Raw genomic sequence first — 16,548 nt, forward strand, 5'->3', positions numbered from 1 at the left:
CAGAGGGGGAGGCCGACACGTCGACCTCGCCCGGGAGCTTCCCTGATGACCGTAGAGCAGTTCGCCACCCGTCACATCGGTCCCGGACCGGACGATGAGCGCCGCATGTTGGAGGTCGTCGGGCACGGCTCGATCGACGAGCTGATGGACGCGGCGATCCCCGAGGTGATCCGCTGGCACGGCACCCTCGACCTGCCGGAGGCGGCCACCGAGGCCGAGACGATCGCCGAGCTGCGGGCCCTCGCGGCGCGCAACACCGTCGCCGTCTCCATGATCGGCCTCGGCTACCACGGCACGCACACCCCCGCGGTGATCCGCCGCAACGTCCTCGAGGACCCCGCCTGGTACACGGCGTACACCCCGTACCAGCCAGAGATCAGCCAGGGTCGCCTGGAGGCGCTGCTGAACTTCCAGACGATGGTCACCGACCTGACCGGGCTGGCCACCGCGAACGCCTCGATGCTCGACGAGGGCACCGCCGCGGCGGAGGCCATGACCCTCGCGCGCCGCGCCTCCAAGAGCAAGAGCCGGGTGTACGTCGTCGACGCCGACACGCTGCCGCAGACCATCGCGGTGATCACCAGCCGGGCCGAGCCGCTCGGCATCGAGGTGCGGGTCGTCGACGTCGACTGCGACGAGTTGCCGGCGGAGTTCTTCGGGCTGCACCTGCAGTACCCGGGTGCGTCCGGGGCGGTGCGGGACCACGCCGCGCTGGTCGAGGCGGCGCACGCCGTCGGTGCCCTGGTCACCGTCGCGGCGGACCTGCTGGCGTTGACGCTGCTGCGCGCCCCGGGGCAGATCGGCGTGGACATCGCCGCCGGCACCACCCAGCGTTTCGGCGTACCCATGGGCTTCGGTGGGCCGCACGCCGGTTACCTGGCGGTGCGCTCGGGCCTGGAGCGGATGCTGCCCGGGCGCCTGGTCGGGGTGTCGCGGGACGCCGACGGCAACCCGGCGTACCGGTTGGCGTTGCAGACCCGTGAACAGCACATCCGGCGGGAGAAGGCGACCAGCAACATCTGCACCGCGCAGGTGCTCCTCGCGGTGATGGCCGGCATGTACGCCGTCTACCACGGCCCGGACGGGCTGCGGGACATCGCGACGCGTACCCACGCGATGGCGGCGCGGCTCGCGGCCGGGCTGCGCGCCGGCGGGGTGGACGTCGCGGACGTCGCGTTCTTCGACACGATCACCGCGAGTGTGCCCGGCCGGGCGGCGCAGGTGGTGGCCGCGGCGGCCGAGCGGGGCGTGAACCTGCGGCTCGTCGACGCCGACCGGGTGGGCATGTCCTGCGACGAGACGACCACCGGCGCGCACCTGGAGGCGGTGTGGGCGGCGTTCGGAGTGCCCGCCTTCGACGGCGACGGCGCGACGGCCCTGCCGGCCGGTCTGGCCCGCACGACCGACTTCCTCACCCACCCGGTGTTCCGCAGCCACCACTCCGAGACGGCGATGCTGCGCTACCTGCGGCGGCTGTCGGACTTCGACTACGCCCTGGACCGGGGCATGATCCCGCTGGGGTCGTGCACGATGAAGCTGAACGCGACCACCGAGATGGAGCCGATCAGCTGGGCGGAGTTCGCGCACATCCACCCGTTCGCGCCGGACGCGCAGACCGCCGGCTACCGGGAGATGATCGGTCAGCTGGAGTCGTGGCTGGCCGAGGTGACCGGCTACGACGCGGTGAGCGTGCAGCCCAACGCCGGGTCGCAGGGTGAGCTGGCGGGGCTGCTGGCCATCCGCTCCTACCACGCGTCGCGGGGCGAGTCGCACCGCGACGTGTGCCTCATCCCGTCGTCGGCGCACGGCACCAACGCGGCGTCGGCGGTGATGGCGGGCATGCGGGTCGTCGTGGTGGCCTGCGACGACGACGGCAACATCGACCTGGTCGACCTCGACACGAAGATCGACAAGCACCGGGACGCGCTCGCCGGGATCATGGTGACGTACCCGTCGACGCACGGGGTGTACGAGACGGGCATCGCGTCGCTGTGCGCGAAGGTCCACGACGCCGGCGGGCAGGTGTACGTCGACGGGGCGAACCTCAACGCGCTCGTCGGTTTCGCCAAGCCGGGGAAGTTCGGCGCGGACGTGTCGCACCTGAACCTGCACAAGACGTTCTGCATCCCCCACGGCGGTGGCGGCCCCGGTGTGGGTCCGGTGGCGGTGCGGTCACACCTGGCGCCGTTCCTGCCCGGTGACCCGCTGGGCGCGCACGCCGACGCCACGCCGGCGATCTCGGCGGCCAAGTACGGGTCGGCGGGGATCCTGCCGATCCCGTGGGCGTACCTGCGGATGATGGGCGCGGCCGGCCTGACCCGGGCGACAGGCGTGGCGGTCCTCGCCGCGAACTACGTGGCGGCGCGGCTGCGCGGGCACTTCCCGGTGCTGTACGCCGGCAACAAGGGCCTGGTGGCGCACGAGTGCATCCTCGACCTGCGGCCGCTGACGAAGGCGACCGGGGTGAGCGTGGACGACGTGGCGAAGCGGCTCATCGACTACGGCTTCCACGCGCCGACGATGTCGTTCCCCGTCGCGGGGACGCTGATGGTGGAGCCGACCGAGAGTGAGGACCTGGCCGAGCTGGACCGGTTCTGCGACGCGATGATCGCGATCCGCGCGGAGATCGACCAGGTCGGCTCGGGCCAGTGGCCGGCGGGGGACAACCCCCTGGCGAACGCGCCGCACACGGCGGCGATGGTCAGCGGTGACGAGTGGCCGCACCCGTACCCGCGGTCGGTGGGCGCGTACCCGACCGGGGTGGACCGGGCGGGCAAGTACTGGCCGCCGGTGCGGCGTGTCGACGGCGCGTACGGCGACCGGAACCTGGTCTGCTCGTGCCCGTCGCCGGAGGCGTTCGAGGACTGACACCGCCGGAGGCGGTCAAGACTGACGACGGCGGGCCGGGGCGGGCTGTCTGTGCCGCCCCGGCAGCCGGGCTGACCTGGGCTCGAGTGTCCCGTACCGGGGGACTAGCCTGGGTCGGCGGCGGCGATTCGGTGACGCTGGGTGGTCGGTCAGGCCGCGAGGGCGTGTCGGGCGGGGCCGCGGTGCGGGGCGATGCTGCTGCCGTCGGGGAGCAGCTCGCCGGTGTCCTCGAAGACGATGACACCGTTGCAGAGCAGGCTCCAGCCCTGCTCAGGGAAGCAGGCGAGGACCCGGGCGGCTTCCCGGTCGGTGGCTTCAGCGGAGGGGCAGGTCGGTTGGTGCTGGCACATCGGGTTCTCCGGACTGTGGGGGCACTGTGTCATGGTTCACATGACCAGTGACGCACAGTACCAAGCGAATGTGTCCAACGCCGAGCAGGTGTCGGTCTTGGACACGGGAAATCCACTGAACGGATGAGGAAGGTCGGGCCATACGGCGTGGAAACGCTCCCAGAGGTGCTGGTCGATGTCCCCGCGGCACCCGCCGGCTGCCGGGGCGCGCTCGTCGAACGCGCCCGTCTGCAGTGGCGCCGCACCGACGGAGGCGACCCCGCCGCCCTGGCCGAGGAATTCCTCGCCGCGCACGGCCTGCCGCTGCACGACCTGACCCGACCCGCCCCCACCCACCACGGCGACACCCGCCTCTGCGGCGCCGCACTCTACCTGTCCGCGGCCGCCGGCGCGCTGCTGGCCGGCGCCCCACCCGCCGCGCCGGAACCCGCACCGGCCCTGCCCGACCTGGCCGTCGTCGTCTACGACCACCGCCCGACCCGCACCCCCGACGGCGGGCCGCCGACACCGTGGTGGCTCGGCCCATGGGCCGAGAGTTGGACCCCCGCCCAACACGCCGCCGCCGTCGACGCCGTCCGCGCCGCCATCGGCCGCGGCGACGTCTACCAGACCAACCTCGTCGGACACGCCGCCGCCCGCTACACGGGCGACCCGCTACCCGCGCTGAGCCGCCTCGGCGCGCTCCCCGGCGCCCGCTACGGCGGCGTGCTCACCGGCGACGGCTGGGCCATCGGCTGCGCCTCACCGGAAACCCTCATCGAGGTCCACGACGGGCACCTGATCACCCGACCGATCAAAGGCACCCGCCCCGCCACCCCCGCCGGCCGCGCCGAACTGCTCGCAAGCGCCAAGGAACGCGCCGAACACATCATGATCGTCGACCTGGAACGCAACGACCTCGCCCGCATCGCCCGCACCGGCACCGTCACCGTCGACGACCTGTTCGCCGTACGCCGCTGGTGCGACCTGTGGCAGGCCGAATCGACGGTCCACGCCACCGCCGCCGACGGCCTCGGCCTGGCCGACCTGCTACGCGCCACCTGCCCCGGCGGCTCCGTCACCGGCGCACCCAAACGCGCGGCCCTCACCCAGATCACGCGCCTCGAACCCGTCGGCCGGGGCGCCAGCATGGGCGCCCTGGGCTGGGTCGCCCCCGGCCACGTCGACCTCGGCCTCACCATCCGCACCGCCGCCGCCGACGGCGAGAAGCTGCACACCTGGGCCGGCGGCGGCATCACCTGGGACAGCGACCCCCACGCCGAGGTCGCCGAGGCCGCCGCGAAGACCGCACCCGTACGCGCCACCCTGGCCGGGCGCTGAACCCACCGCCACCGGCGATACGCTGACCCGCATGACCATGCGGCCCATCCGGATCATCGGCGACCCCGTCCTGCGCACCCCGGCCGAACCCGTCACCACCTTCGACGCCGACCTGCGCGCCCTGGTCACCGACCTGATGGACACCCTGCTCGGCGCACCCGGCCGCGCCGGCGTCGCCGCACCCCAGATCGGCGTCAGCGCCCAGGTGTTCGTCTACGACGCCGACGGCCACCGCGGCCACCTCATCAACCCGACGCTCGAACTGTCCGAGGAGACCGAGGACGACGAGGAGGGCTGCCTGTCCATCCCCGGGCTGTACTTCCCGACCACACGCGCGCTGCACGCCACCGCCCACGGCGTCGACCAGAACGGCGAACCCCTGACCATCACCGGCAGCGGCTTCCTCGCCCGCGCCCTGCAACACGAGACCGACCACCTGCGCGGCACCCTCTACGTCGACACCCTGCGCGGCGACACACGCCGCCGCGCCCTGCGTGAGATCCGCGCCGGCCGCTTCGACTCACCCAGCCGCCGCCGCTGACGGCACGCGCCTACCGGGCCGTCAACGTCCACTCGTCGTAGTCGGCCACCCGGGTGAACCCCACCCGCTCGTACAGCCGCACCGCCGCCGCGTTGTCCGCCTTCACGTTCAGCGTCACGTGCGTGACGCTGACCCGCAGCCGCGCCGACAACGCCGCCACCACCGCCGTGCCCAGACCCCGACCCCGCCACCGGGGGTGCGTCGCCACGTTGCCCAGCGCCGCCACCCGGTACGCCGACGAGAACACGTGCACCCCCGCCACCGCGACCAGCTCACCGCCGTCGCGCACCCCCAGGTACTGCCCGGTGTCCAGCATCCGCGCGTCGAACCAGTTACCCGGGTACGCCCGCTCGTACAGCTCCCGCAACCGCGGCAGATCCGCCGCACCCAGCACCGCGCCGGCCGGCGTCACCGCCGCCAGCCGCGCCGGATCGGTGAGCGCCATCCGGTGGTGCCGCCCGCCGGACTCGCACCGGAACGACCCCTCCAGCGCCTCGGCGAGCCCGGGGGAGAGGTGCGCGTACAACCGGGCGGGCAGCAGCGGCGCCACCTCGGCCAGCAACGCCGCCATACCGTCGCGCTGCGCCGGCGCCGCGAACGCCAACAACGTCGGCGGAGCCACGCCGTGATACAGCAGGACGACCTGGTCACCCCGGCGAAACCACGACGTGTACGGCCAGAAGAAATCGTCCAGATCACCCAACTGGTAGGCGTGCAGCACCGGATCGCGCCCCAGCAGCCGCGCCAGCACCGCCCGGTCGTGCTCCGCCCGCACCGGCATCAGCGGGCCATCCACTGGTCGTAGCCCAGCTTCGCCACCAACGCCAGCACCACCACCAGCAGCACCACCCGCACGAACCCTGAGCCGCGGCGCAGCGCCATCCGCGCACCCACCACCGCGCCGGCGATGTTGCACACCGCCATCCCTGCGCCCAGCAGCCACCACACGTGCCCGGTCACCCCGAACACCACGAGCGCACCCAGGTTCGTGCCCGCGTTGACCACCTTCGCCATCGCCGACCCGTGCACGAAGTCCGCGCCCACAAGCGTCGTGAACGCCAACACCAGGAATGTGCCCGTACCCGGGCCGATCAACCCGTCGTACAGGGCGATGCCCAGCCCGGCCACCGCGATCACCACCGCCACCCGCACCGGGGTACGCCGCGCCGGCTGCGCCACCACCCCCAGCCGCGGACGCAGCAGCACGAACAGCGCCACCGACACCAGCACCACCAACACCACCGGCCGGTACGCCGACGCCGGCACCGCCCCGGCCAACGCCGCACCCACGCCCGCGCTGAGCACCGCCAACCCCGCCGCCGGTCCCGCCACCCGCCAGTCGATCTTCGTGCGCCGCGCGTACGTCGCCGCCGCCGTCGCCGTACCGAAGATCGCCGCCAACTTGTTGGTGCCCAACGCCGTCGCCACCGGCAACCCCGGCGCCGCCACCAGCAACGCCGGCAGCAGCAGCAACCCGCCACCGCCGACGACGGCATCCACCCACCCGGCCATCGCGGCGGCGGCCAGCAGCGTACTCAGCGTCACGGCGTCCACGGCCGGCAATTCTGCCCACCCCCGCGCGCCTGAGCGGCACCGGAGTGGCCAGCCTCACCCGGTCAGCGACCCCGCATACGCCGCAGCCACACCCCCAAAGCGCCCACCGCCACGAAGACCAGCACGGAACACAGCAGCAGTTTCACCACCGGGCAACCATGCCACGGGGACGTAGGGTGCAGAGGTGCGCCTGGCCACCTTCAACCTGCTGCACGGACGATCCCTCACCGACGGGCTCGTCGACCCCGAGCGCCTCACCGCCGCCGTCCGCGCCCTCGACGCCGACATCCTCGCCCTCCAGGAAGTCGACCGCGACCAGAGCCGCAGCGGCCACCTCGACCTCACCGCCATCGCCGCCCGCGCCCTCGACGCGCCCCACCACCGCTTCGCCGCCGCCGTCGTCGGCACCCCCGGCGAACAGTTCCGCCCTCTGCGCCACGACGACGACGGGCACGGCGAACCCTGCTACGGCATCGGCCTCATCAGCCGCCACCCCGTCCGCAGTTGGCACGTCACCCGCCTCAAACCCGCCCCCGTGCGATCCCCGGTCTACGTCCCCGGCCCCGGTGGCGGCCTCATCCTGCTGCACGACGAACCCCGCGTCGTCCTCGCCGCCGTCGTGGACACCCCACACGGCCCACTGACCGTCGCCGCGACACACCTGTCCTTCGTGCCCGGCTGGAACGCCCACCAACTCCGCCGGACCATCCGCGCGCTGCGCGCCCTGCCCGGCCCCCGCGTCCTGCTCGGCGACCTCAACCTGCCCGCCGGTCCGGCCCGCCTCATCACCGGCTGGCGCCCTTTGGGCCGCCGCCCCACCTACCCCGCCGGGCAGCCCCGCGTCCAACTCGACCACATCCTCGCCGACCGGCACGCCCTCGACCGGCTCCCGCCGGTGCGGGCCGTCACCGCACCGCTGTCGACCATTTCCGACCACCGCCCGCTGCTTGTCGACATCGGCTGAAACGGGCACTCCGGCCATCGAGTCGCAAGATTCCCTCAAGATCTTTGCATCGACGAACTCCGACGATCATGCTGTGCGGGTCGCGCCACGATCAACTAGTCGGAGGCCACATGAGACGCCAGCGACCCACCCTGATCGCCGTATCCACGGCTATCGCTTTAACGCTTACCATCGCACCCAGCCCCGCCAACGCCCAGACCGCCGCGCAAGCGGACCAGGTCGCCAACCTCACGGTCCGCCAGGCCGAGGGGTACGCCACCCTGGCGTGGCAGCCCGTCGAGGGCGCCACGGACTACCAGATCGAACGCACCGCCGTCGACGCCAGCGGCAACCCCACCGGCGCCCCGACAATCGTTGGCATCTGGCGGCCCAACCGCCAGATCAACCAGCAGGCACCCACCTTCGCCGACGCCGGATTCAACCCCGGCGACACGTTCCAATGGCGAGTGCGCGCCCGCGCAGGCACCACCGAGCAGCCCTACTCCGCGCCGGTCGTCGCCACCACCACCACACCGTGGGGCAACCCCGCGACCCCCGGCGAGCAGCTGCGCACCCAGTGGGAGACCACCCGCGGCGCGCAGTACACAAGCGACGTCAACGAGTACGCCTACACCGAGGCCATCGACGCCCTCAGTGACCGCGTCCGCGTCGTCGAGCTCGGCCGCACCCTCCAGAACCGACCCATCAACATGATGGTCATCGGCCACCCCACCCCGGCGGCCACTCCCGAAGCCGTCGCCGCCACCGCACCCGTTGCCATCAACTGCAACGTGCACGGCAACGAGCCCGGCGACCGCGAAGCCTGCCTCATCATGGCCCGCCAACTCGCCTTCAGCACCGACCCCCGCGTTGTGGACCTGCTCAGCCGCACCAACGTGCTGATCATCCCCACCATCAACGGTGACGGCCGGGCCAACAACACGCGCGGCAACTCCGCCGGCCAGGACCTCAACCGCGACTACTCGCTGATCCGTCAGCCCGAGACCGCCGCGTACATCAAGATGGTCCGCGACTACCGGCCCGTCGCCGGCTACGACGGCCACGAGTACGGCAACACCCGCGCCGGCGACCTGCCGATGCTGCCGCCGCGTCACCAGAACGTGCCCCAGGCCATCTTCGACCAGTCCCAGGACATGATCGAAGGCCACATGTACACCAAGGGCGCCCAAGACGGCTGGTGGGCCTGCCCCTACGGCTGCGAAGGCGGCAGCACCGTCGGCAACAGCGAGGAAACCATCCTCCGCAACACCCTCGGCCTCAAGAACGTCGCCAACTCCCTCCTGGAGCTTCGCAGCTCCGGCGGACAGACCCGACCGGACGAGGGCAACACCGCCAACAACCGGCGCCGCAAGACCTACTCCGCGCTGTGGACCTTCAACCAGTTCCTCGACTACCGGGCCGCCAACAAGGCAGAGATCCTCGCCGCCCGCGCCGAGGGCATCGAGGGCCAGGCCGCCAACACCGGCCGCCTCGTCTTCCGCGGATCCCGGCCGATCCCGGCCTACCCGGCCCCGCACCCGGGTGACAGCCCGCCGGGGCTCGACGCCCCCCGCGCCGACCTCATCCTCGACAACGCGCCGTGCGCCTACAAGCTCACCGAGGCCCAGTACAACGGTGCCCGCACCGACGGCCCCGGCGGCGTCGGCGCCACCGTCGCGCAGCGCATCGCCGCACACGGTTGGAAGGTCATCAAGACCGCCGACGGCTACTACGTGCCCCTCAACCAGCCCGAACGCGGCCTGATCCCGCTGCTGCTGGACACCAAGGGCGTCGAGAAGCTCGTCGACGGCGAGCGCATCTACCCCAACCTCACCGGCCGGCGCAACGGACCACTCACCGTGTCCGGCTTCACCTGCGCCGCCAACGCCACCATCAACGGCCCGGTCACCATCCAGGCCGGCGCGGCACTCGTGGCGACCGGCACCACCATCAGCGGCCCGGTCACCGCCAACAGCGCCGCCGGCGTCATGCTCGCCGACAGCACCCTCAACGGCCCGCTCCAGATCACGAAGGCCACCGGCGCGGTGTCCCTCATCGACGTCGCCGTCTCCGGCCCGGTCAACCTGACCGGCACCACCGGCGACGTCCCGCTGCTGGCCGGCAACACCATCCGCGGCCCGCTCAACTGCTCCGCGAACAGCGCGACCCCGACCACCCTCGGCGTCGCCAACACCGTGCACGGCCCCCGCAGCAACCAGTGCGCGGCCGTGTGACCACCTAGCTAGCCGCACCACCGTGCCGGCGGCGTGGGCCTGACGCCCGCGCCGCCGGCACACCCCACCCACCAACCCGCGAACCCGTGGAGACCGCCGTGCCACAACCCGCCAACCCGAACGGCACCCCACCGCGACGCCGTCGACGGCCGGCCCTCGGCCTCCTCGTGCCAACCCTCCTGCTGCTCGCCGCCTGCACCAGCAGCCCCGCCGCCCCCCGCGCCGACGCGGCACCCCCACTCACCGGACCCCTCTGCGCCGCACTGCCCGCCGACACCGAACCCGGAAACCCGGCCTTCCTCGCCGGTCAACCCGTCAACGAGGCGCTGCGCTGGATGCCCACCCTCACCACGTTCGAGGCCGCCCTGCGCACCAGCGGCCTCCTGGCCGAGCTGCCCACCGACGGCCTCACCATCCTGGCGCCCTCCGACGACGCCTTCGCCGCCAAGTTCTCCGAGGACAACTGGGACGACCTGATGGTCCGCCACGCCGACAAGCTGCGCACCCTGCTGAAGGCGCACCTGATCGCCGGCACCCACCAGATCGACGACCTGGTCGACGCCGGCACCGCCACCACCCTCGACGGCACCGCCATCGCCGTCACCCGCACCGGCCCCACCGCACGCCTCGCAGACCGCGCCGACGCGGTCTGCGCCGGCTACCAGGCCACCAACACCCGCATCCACATCATCAACGCGGTCCTCGGCCCACTGCCCACCACCGCAAGCGACTCCGACCACCGCGCGCACTGACCGCTCAGCCCGACGCCGCGCGGTCGCCTGGCAGGAGCGCCGCCAGCGCACGGTTGGTCCGGTTGGCCCGCACCGCGTCGCGCTGCTGCCCGGCCGTCACCTCGATGTACGTCTGTGACGACGCCAACGACGCGTGACCCAACAACCGCATGATCTCCGCGGCGCCCGCCCCGTCCTCGGCCAACCGCGTCGCGAACGTGTGCCGCAGCGCGTGCAACCGCGCACCACGCGGCACACGATCGCCGATGCCCGCCCGCCGGTAACACGACTCCACCAGATATTGCAGCCCACCACGACGCAGCGGCTCGCCCTGCCGGTCCACAAGCAACGCCGAGTCGGCGCGTACCGACCGCGCACCGAAGCGCCGCCGCCGACTGTCCAGGTAGTCCACAAGCACCCGGTCCAGATCCGCCTCGATCGGCACCACCCGGGGCCGTCCACCCTTGCCGACGACCTCGACGCGCCGCTCACCGGGCCGGCCGCCCAACGAGTCGACCCGCAACGCGAGCAGCTCCGACAGGCGCAGCCCCGCGCAGAGCGCCACCGCCAACACCGCGACGTCCCGCTCGGGCCACGGGTCACGCTGCCGACCCTCGTCGCGGGCGGCCGACGCCAGCAGCACCTCGGGAGTGTCCGCACCGCGCAACGGCTTCGGCTGGGGGAGTAGCGCCCGGGGACGCCCCACCGCAGGCATCGGATTGCCCGCCACGACCCCGTCGGCGACCAGGAACGTGAAGAAACTGTTCCAGGTGGACCAGGCCCGGTGCACCGACGCGGGCGCGCGGGGTGCGGCGAACCGGGCGAAGGCTGCCCGCATCACCCGGGGGGAGAGGTCGGTGATCACCAGCGCGTCGAGGGGGAGGGGAGTGGTGGCGTCCTCGGCGACAAGCGTCGCCACCGCGTGCAGATCCCGCCGGTAGGCCGCCAGGGTGTGGGGGGAGGGCTTGCGGGTGGCCCGGGCGGTCAGGAACTCCTCGATCAAGTCGATGAGCGATTCGTCCTGTTTGTCATGCATAAGGGATATTATGCATGAATCTCAGGTTTCCCGGCAAGGCGGGCGAGGGGAGTGCCCGTATCGTGCGCGGTATGACGTCGCACACCGCCGGGTGCCGCGAATGTGGTCGGCGCGGCATGCCGCTTGCGTACCGGGAGTCGGGCGGGTGGGTTTGCCCTGAGGGGCACGAGCGGCAGGTGGACGCCCAGCCCGGGTGGGCGCCGGCACCGACCGCCGTCGCGCAGCAGGCGTCGACCCGCAATCCGGTCGACGCCACCTTGGACGGGCGGAGTTGGCGGATCGGCACCGACGACGACGTCGCCTGGCTTTCCGGTCACACCACGCCGCACGGCTTGACCATCACCACCGCGATCCCGGCCGTGTTCGACGCGTACGCCACCTTCCACCCGCCCGACGGCGTCAGCGTCGACGCCCACGAGCGTGCCCTCGTCGACGAGTTGACGGCGTTCACCCCGGACCAGCCCTGGTGGCTGGGCTATCTCGACACCGGCGCACACGACATCGTCTTCCCAGGCGCTCCGACGGTGTCGCTCTACTGGGGCTGGTCGTATGTCCTCGTCGAGGCCGGACCGGAGCAGGCGCTCACATGGCGGACCGGCCATCTGCGCGGTGACGGATCTCTGCCCGACCTGTTCTTCCCGGCGGATCGTTCCTGGCTCGTCTCCGCACTGTGGGACGACACCTGGACCGACATCGGTGGCGGTACCGCTGTGCTCGCGGGCCTGCGGCGCAACCCGTTGGTCAGGGCTCGGCTCGTCCGGCCCGACGAGGACGCGCTTCCGCCGGGTCTGACCCGCGAATGACAATCCTCGGGCTCCTCCGAGGGGACCGCCAGATCACGCAACTTTACATAATGTGCATTATCGAATCTTGCTGTGAGGCGGGTCAGGGCCTTTTCCGCCAGGGCCGGTGATCAGGTGGTGGTGGACGCATCTGATCATGCGAGTGCGTCTCGGCCTTTAATGCATATCCATGTAGCTCACTTTCTGCGTAGCATCCGTTACGAACCTGCCGGAGGCATCGGTGCCCCGCGGGTGGCACGGGGGTGCCTCTACCCCGCCGCAGTTCCTACCGGAACCCACGCACCGCGGCGGTCCTATGGTCCGGCGACGGCTGCGTGACGGCTGTCAGGAGAACGTGTTGGCATTCAGCGGGTGGCATCGCCTGGTGGCGATGTTGGCGATCAGCACACTGGGGGTGGGACTGCTCGTGGCGCCAGCCTCGGCAGAGCCCACCTCGACGACGTACGGGCCGGACAACCCGGTTCGCCTGGAATCCTTCTACGAGCCCACCCCGGACGGGCGGGCGGCGGCCGACCTGTCGGCACCTACCTCACGCGCCCCGCTCGCCTCCAGCTCCGTCCGCAGGCCACCGGCCTCACCGGACGCCGACGGACGAGCCTCGGAGTGCATGGACCAACCCGGTGTCGGGAGCGTCGAGGGGCGTACCCACAACCGGTTCCTGTGGTGCCAGTCCATCTTCGTGGGCAGCAGGGTCTACAGCATCGACCGCAAGGTGTACGTCGGCCAGGCGGTCTTCGCCATGAACGCCGTGGCGTACGGCCGGGACGACGGCAACCGCACGGTGGAGGTCTTCTTCCGCTCCGTGCCCGGCAGTCTGCGGTATCTGGAAGGTGACCGGGGCGAGTTGGCCAACGCCATCATGATGGTGTTCGCCGACTGCAAGCAGTGGCTCACCGGCTGCTCGGCGGGAGGGCCGTCGGCCGCGAAGAGGTTCGCCGACTGGAACGTCGACGGATCCTGGCACTCCTGGACGATCGCCTCGTCCGAGTTCCAGGGCGTGGGGCCGGACAAGGTCAACCGGCACGACTGGGCGCTGACCATCGACGCGTACGCACCCGGCACGCCGGACGCCGGTGGGGAGGCCCTGCCGTCGCACCGGATCCGTTGTGACACCGCGCAGGTGGGGTTCTCCACGCGGCCGAAGGCCTGCATCATGGACGACGTCATCCCCCACCTGCAGTACTCGTTGCAGAGCGCGAACTACGCCCAGGTTTCGGCGCACGTGCACTGTGCGATGACTCCGGGCTGTCAGACCTGGCCGGGGCCGCGTAGCGACCGGGTGATTCCCGGCCGGTACACGGGTAGCCGCGACGATCCGGGCCTGCATCGGATCACCGAGGATTTCCCTGTCGACGCGTCGGACAACAGGACGTTCTACTCGAAGAACTCCTCGGCCAAGAATACGGCGTGCGCGACGCTGCCGGCGTACATCCTGGACCGGACGACCCAGCAGTGCGACGAGTTCCCCTTCGCCTCGACCATCGAGGGGGCGGGTAAGGGTGACGGCAACTTCTCCGTGCTCGGGGTGACGAGCCGGCACAACAGTTGCGCCGGTAACGCCCTGGCCAGGTACTACCGGCAGGACCGCATCCTGGTCTGGCAGCCGGGTTTGCCGAACGAGGCCCTCGACACGTACTACGTGGAGATCACCGACGTGCCGACGAGCAGCACCGACGAGTGCCTGCCGCCGCAGGACGACCCGGCCGAGCCGAACTCGCCGCCGACGGCGAACGCGGGGCCGGACACCACAGGCGACGAGGGTTTCACGATCGTGCTGGGTGGCTCGGTCAGCGACCCCGACGGTGGGCCGCCGACGGCGCAGTGGACGTACGCGCTGGGCCCGGACGCGGATCCCGGCATGTCCTGCACGTTCCACGACTCGCGCAGCGCCAACACCACTATGCGGTGCAACGACGATGGAGCGGTCACTGTCACGTTGACGGCGTTCGACGGGGTGAACGCGGCGGTCAGCGACAGCGCCCTGGTCACCGTACGCAATGTCGACCCGAGGCTGCGGCGGCTCGGCGAGCTGGCGCCACCGAGGGTGGCCGCGGCGGAGGATGTCGAGTACGGCATCACCTCGCCGCAGCCGTGGCAGGTGTTCCGGGTAGGCGATGCGGTGCCGTTCAAGGCCCGTTTCCTCGATCCGGGTGACAACGACACCCACTCCTGCGCGATCGAGTGGGACGACGGGCAGACCAGCACCTTCGACTCGTACGCGGACCGGTGCGAGGCGACGCACACCTTCACCCACCCGGGGATGTACACCATCAAGCCGACGATCACCGACGACGACGGTGGTGCGTCGCCCGCGGCGAGCGTCATGGTGATCGTGTACGACCCGAACGCCGGGTTCGTCACCCAGGGTGGCTGGCTGAACTCCCCTGCCGGCGCGCTGGTCGACGAGCCTGCGGTGCAGGGGCGGTTGATGGTGGAGTTCAACCCGAAGTACCTGCCTCGGGAGCCGGGGCCTGCGCCCGGTGGCGGCAAGGTGGCCGCAGCGCTGCGGGGTACCGGGTTCGACCTGGCCTCCACCACTCTCGAATGGCTTGTGGTCACGCCCGATCAGAAGGCCGCTGTGAAGGGCACCGGCACGATCGGCGGGGCGGCCGGGTACGGCTTCGTGGCCTACGGCGTCGACACGCCGGACGCGGTGCGGCTTGTGGTGTGGCCGCTGTCGGCGGGGCACTATCCGCAGCAGACACTGGTGTATGACAACCGGCCTGGGAAGAGTTACGACCTGGATCTGAGCGATCCGCAGCCGCTGGGTGGTGGATCGGTGCAGGTGCACGACTAGCGCCACCGACGCCCGTACCGTGATCGGGGGGTTCGATGACCGTTGCCTTCGACGGCCTGCTGAGTGTGTCCTACAGCCAGGCGTACGTGGTCAGCGACGACGATCCGCCCGATCCGGTACGGGCGTTCGCCGGCCAGGTCAACGGCCTGTGCGGCGCCCGCGTCCCCGGTGCGCTGTTCCTGGTGACCGGCCGGCACACCGGTAAGGTCGCTTTCCGGGTCGACGTGGTGGACGGGCCGCCACCTGTCGACCCGGGGTGGGAGGAGGTCGTCGAGGTCTCCTTCACGGCGTTCTCCGGCGATGTGCATCTGATGGATTGGCACCAGGGGATGTATCCGCTGCCGTTGCGCGAGTCAGTCAGCTACCGGGTGCGTTACTGCGCCAGGGGTATGGACGCGGGCAAGACGTACCTCGGTGAGCTTGAAACCGTCCTGGACCACTACCTGTTGGTCTTCTGGCCGGCGCCGGTGGAGGCGGACCGGATCGTGCGGCGGACCAGCCGGATCGCGGCGTACTGGCACGACGAGGGTTTCCTCGTGGGTTGAGCTGCGGCTCCCCCGTCACGTGGCGGCGAAGGAGTCGTGGCGGCAAGATCGTGGGCCCGTAGGATCGGGTCATGTCTGAGGCCCAGCCTGCCCCACGGTTCCGCCAGCACGCGGCGAAGATGGGTGAGCTGGTGGCCCGACAGATCCTTGAGGACATCGTCGAGCAGGGGTTGTCGGCCGGGGCGGGGCTGCCCACCGAGGCGCAGATGGTGCAGGCGTATGGCGTGAGTCGCGGGACGCTGCGGGAGGCGCTGCGGATCCTGGAGATCAACGGGCTGGTGCGGGTACGCCCGGGTCGTGGTGGCGGGCCGATCGTGGGGGCTGTCGATCCGCACACGTTCGGTCGGACGATGGCGTTGTTCATGCAGATGGGTCGGACCCGGTTCGGTGAGCTGGTCGAGGCGCGCGTGATCATGGAGCCGTTGATGGCCCGGTTGGCCGCCGAGCGCAGGGATGAGGCGCACCTGCGGGAGTTGGCCGAGTCGATGCGTGAGCACGCCACGTTGGAGGAGCGCGACGAGGCCAGCTATCTGGCGGTGATGCAGCGTTTCCACGGTGTGGTGGCGGGGTTGTCGGGCAATGGGGTGCTGGATCTGTTCGGCCGGGCGCTGAAGGAGATCTACACCGAGCGGGTGGTGGCTGCGGAGCGTCGTCCGGAGCGGTGGGAGGACGTGCGGCGGGAGCACCAGGCGGTCGCGGCGGCGATCGCCGACGGGGACGCGGCGCGGGCGGAGACGTTGATGCGGGCGCACATGGTCGCCCTGGCCGATCACCTCGAACGCGACTATGCCGGGTTGCACGACGAGGTGATCGGCTGGTGGTGACG

General features: G+C 71.4%; 14 protein-coding genes. 10 read left to right on the forward strand and 4 right to left on the reverse strand.

The genetic code is table 11. The features are described 5' to 3' along the window. Positions 1–45 precede the first annotated feature (45 nt). On the forward strand, positions 46–2,868 hold the full coding sequence (gene gcvP / locus ACFY2Q_RS26335) for an aminomethyl-transferring glycine dehydrogenase (protein ID WP_387134649.1): 2,823 nt from the start codon (positions 46–48) through the stop codon (positions 2,866–2,868). Positions 2,869–3,017: 149 nt separating this feature from the next. Here gcvP and ACFY2Q_RS26340 read toward each other — a convergent pair whose 3' ends face one another. Further along, positions 3,018–3,218, reverse strand: coding sequence for a DUF5999 family protein (locus ACFY2Q_RS26340; protein WP_357000983.1), 201 nt, complete (start codon positions 3,216–3,218; stop codon positions 3,018–3,020). A 123-nt stretch (positions 3,219–3,341) separates the two neighbouring features. Here ACFY2Q_RS26340 and ACFY2Q_RS26345 point away from each other — a divergent pair, with 123 nt between their 5' ends. Next, positions 3,342–4,538 carry a chorismate-binding protein gene (locus ACFY2Q_RS26345; protein WP_387134652.1) on the forward strand — a complete coding sequence of 399 codons (1,197 nt, stop codon included), beginning with the start codon at positions 3,342–3,344 and terminating at the stop codon, positions 4,536–4,538. Positions 4,539–4,569: 31 nt separating this feature from the next. Further along, positions 4,570–5,079, forward strand: coding sequence for a peptide deformylase (gene def / locus ACFY2Q_RS26350; RefSeq protein WP_387134655.1), 510 nt, complete (start codon positions 4,570–4,572; stop codon positions 5,077–5,079). Positions 5,080–5,089: 10 nt separating this feature from the next. Here the strand turns inward: def and ACFY2Q_RS26355 are convergent, their stop codons facing one another. Together ACFY2Q_RS26355 and ACFY2Q_RS26360 are read right to left on the reverse strand one after the other, a co-directional pair. Continuing rightward, positions 5,090–5,875, reverse strand: a complete 786-nt coding sequence (locus ACFY2Q_RS26355) for a GNAT family N-acetyltransferase (RefSeq protein WP_387134657.1) — start codon at positions 5,873–5,875, stop codon at positions 5,090–5,092. Then, a complete protein-coding gene (locus tag ACFY2Q_RS26360; protein WP_387134660.1) occupies positions 5,860–6,633 on the reverse strand; it encodes a sulfite exporter TauE/SafE family protein in 774 nt (257 codons plus the stop codon). The genes ACFY2Q_RS26355 and ACFY2Q_RS26360 overlap by 16 nt, the downstream gene beginning before the upstream one ends. A gap of 184 nt (positions 6,634–6,817) precedes the next feature. On the opposite strand from ACFY2Q_RS26360, the gene ACFY2Q_RS26365 reads away from it, so the two are divergent. The 3 genes from ACFY2Q_RS26365 to ACFY2Q_RS26375 all read left to right on the forward strand — a co-directional run bounded on the left by ACFY2Q_RS26365 (position 6,818) and on the right by ACFY2Q_RS26375 (position 10,562). Continuing rightward, positions 6,818–7,597 (forward strand): endonuclease/exonuclease/phosphatase family protein, encoded by a 780-nt coding sequence (locus tag ACFY2Q_RS26365; protein WP_387134663.1) that lies wholly within the window; start codon positions 6,818–6,820, stop codon positions 7,595–7,597. Between the two features lie 110 nt (positions 7,598–7,707). Then, positions 7,708–9,810 carry a M14 family zinc carboxypeptidase gene (locus tag ACFY2Q_RS26370; protein WP_387134666.1) on the forward strand — a complete coding sequence of 701 codons (2,103 nt, stop codon included), beginning with the start codon at positions 7,708–7,710 and terminating at the stop codon, positions 9,808–9,810. 98 nt (positions 9,811–9,908) lie between these two features. Further along, the gene (locus ACFY2Q_RS26375) at positions 9,909–10,562 is read left to right on the forward strand and encodes a fasciclin domain-containing protein (protein ID WP_387134668.1); all 654 of its coding nucleotides are present in this window, start codon (positions 9,909–9,911) and stop codon (positions 10,560–10,562) included. A 4-nt stretch (positions 10,563–10,566) separates the two neighbouring features. On the opposite strand, the gene ACFY2Q_RS26380 is transcribed toward ACFY2Q_RS26375, so the two are convergent. After that, the gene (locus ACFY2Q_RS26380) at positions 10,567–11,577 is read right to left on the reverse strand and encodes a tyrosine-type recombinase/integrase (RefSeq protein ID WP_387134670.1); all 1,011 of its coding nucleotides are present in this window, start codon (positions 11,575–11,577) and stop codon (positions 10,567–10,569) included. Between the two features lie 176 nt (positions 11,578–11,753). Here ACFY2Q_RS26380 and ACFY2Q_RS26385 point away from each other — a divergent pair, with 176 nt between their 5' ends. From ACFY2Q_RS26385 to ACFY2Q_RS26400, 4 genes are all read left to right on the forward strand, one after another. Next, positions 11,754–12,380 carry a hypothetical protein gene (locus tag ACFY2Q_RS26385; protein ID WP_387134673.1) on the forward strand — a complete coding sequence of 209 codons (627 nt, stop codon included), beginning with the start codon at positions 11,754–11,756 and terminating at the stop codon, positions 12,378–12,380. A gap of 337 nt (positions 12,381–12,717) precedes the next feature. Then, entirely contained in the window at positions 12,718–15,177 is a 2,460-nt protein-coding gene (locus ACFY2Q_RS26390) for a PKD domain-containing protein (RefSeq protein ID WP_387134676.1), read from the forward strand. Positions 15,178–15,212: 35 nt separating this feature from the next. Then, the gene (locus tag ACFY2Q_RS26395; RefSeq protein WP_387134678.1) at positions 15,213–15,722 is read left to right on the forward strand and encodes a hypothetical protein; all 510 of its coding nucleotides are present in this window, start codon (positions 15,213–15,215) and stop codon (positions 15,720–15,722) included. A gap of 71 nt (positions 15,723–15,793) precedes the next feature. Continuing rightward, a complete protein-coding gene (locus ACFY2Q_RS26400) occupies positions 15,794–16,546 on the forward strand; it encodes a FadR/GntR family transcriptional regulator (protein ID WP_387134681.1) in 753 nt (250 codons plus the stop codon). The last annotated feature ends 2 nt before the right edge of the window (positions 16,547–16,548 follow it).

Origin of the sequence: Micromonospora sp. NPDC000316 (assembly GCF_042898885.1) — a bacterium.
In the GTDB taxonomy this organism is placed as follows: domain Bacteria; phylum Actinomycetota; class Actinomycetes; order Mycobacteriales; family Micromonosporaceae; genus Micromonospora.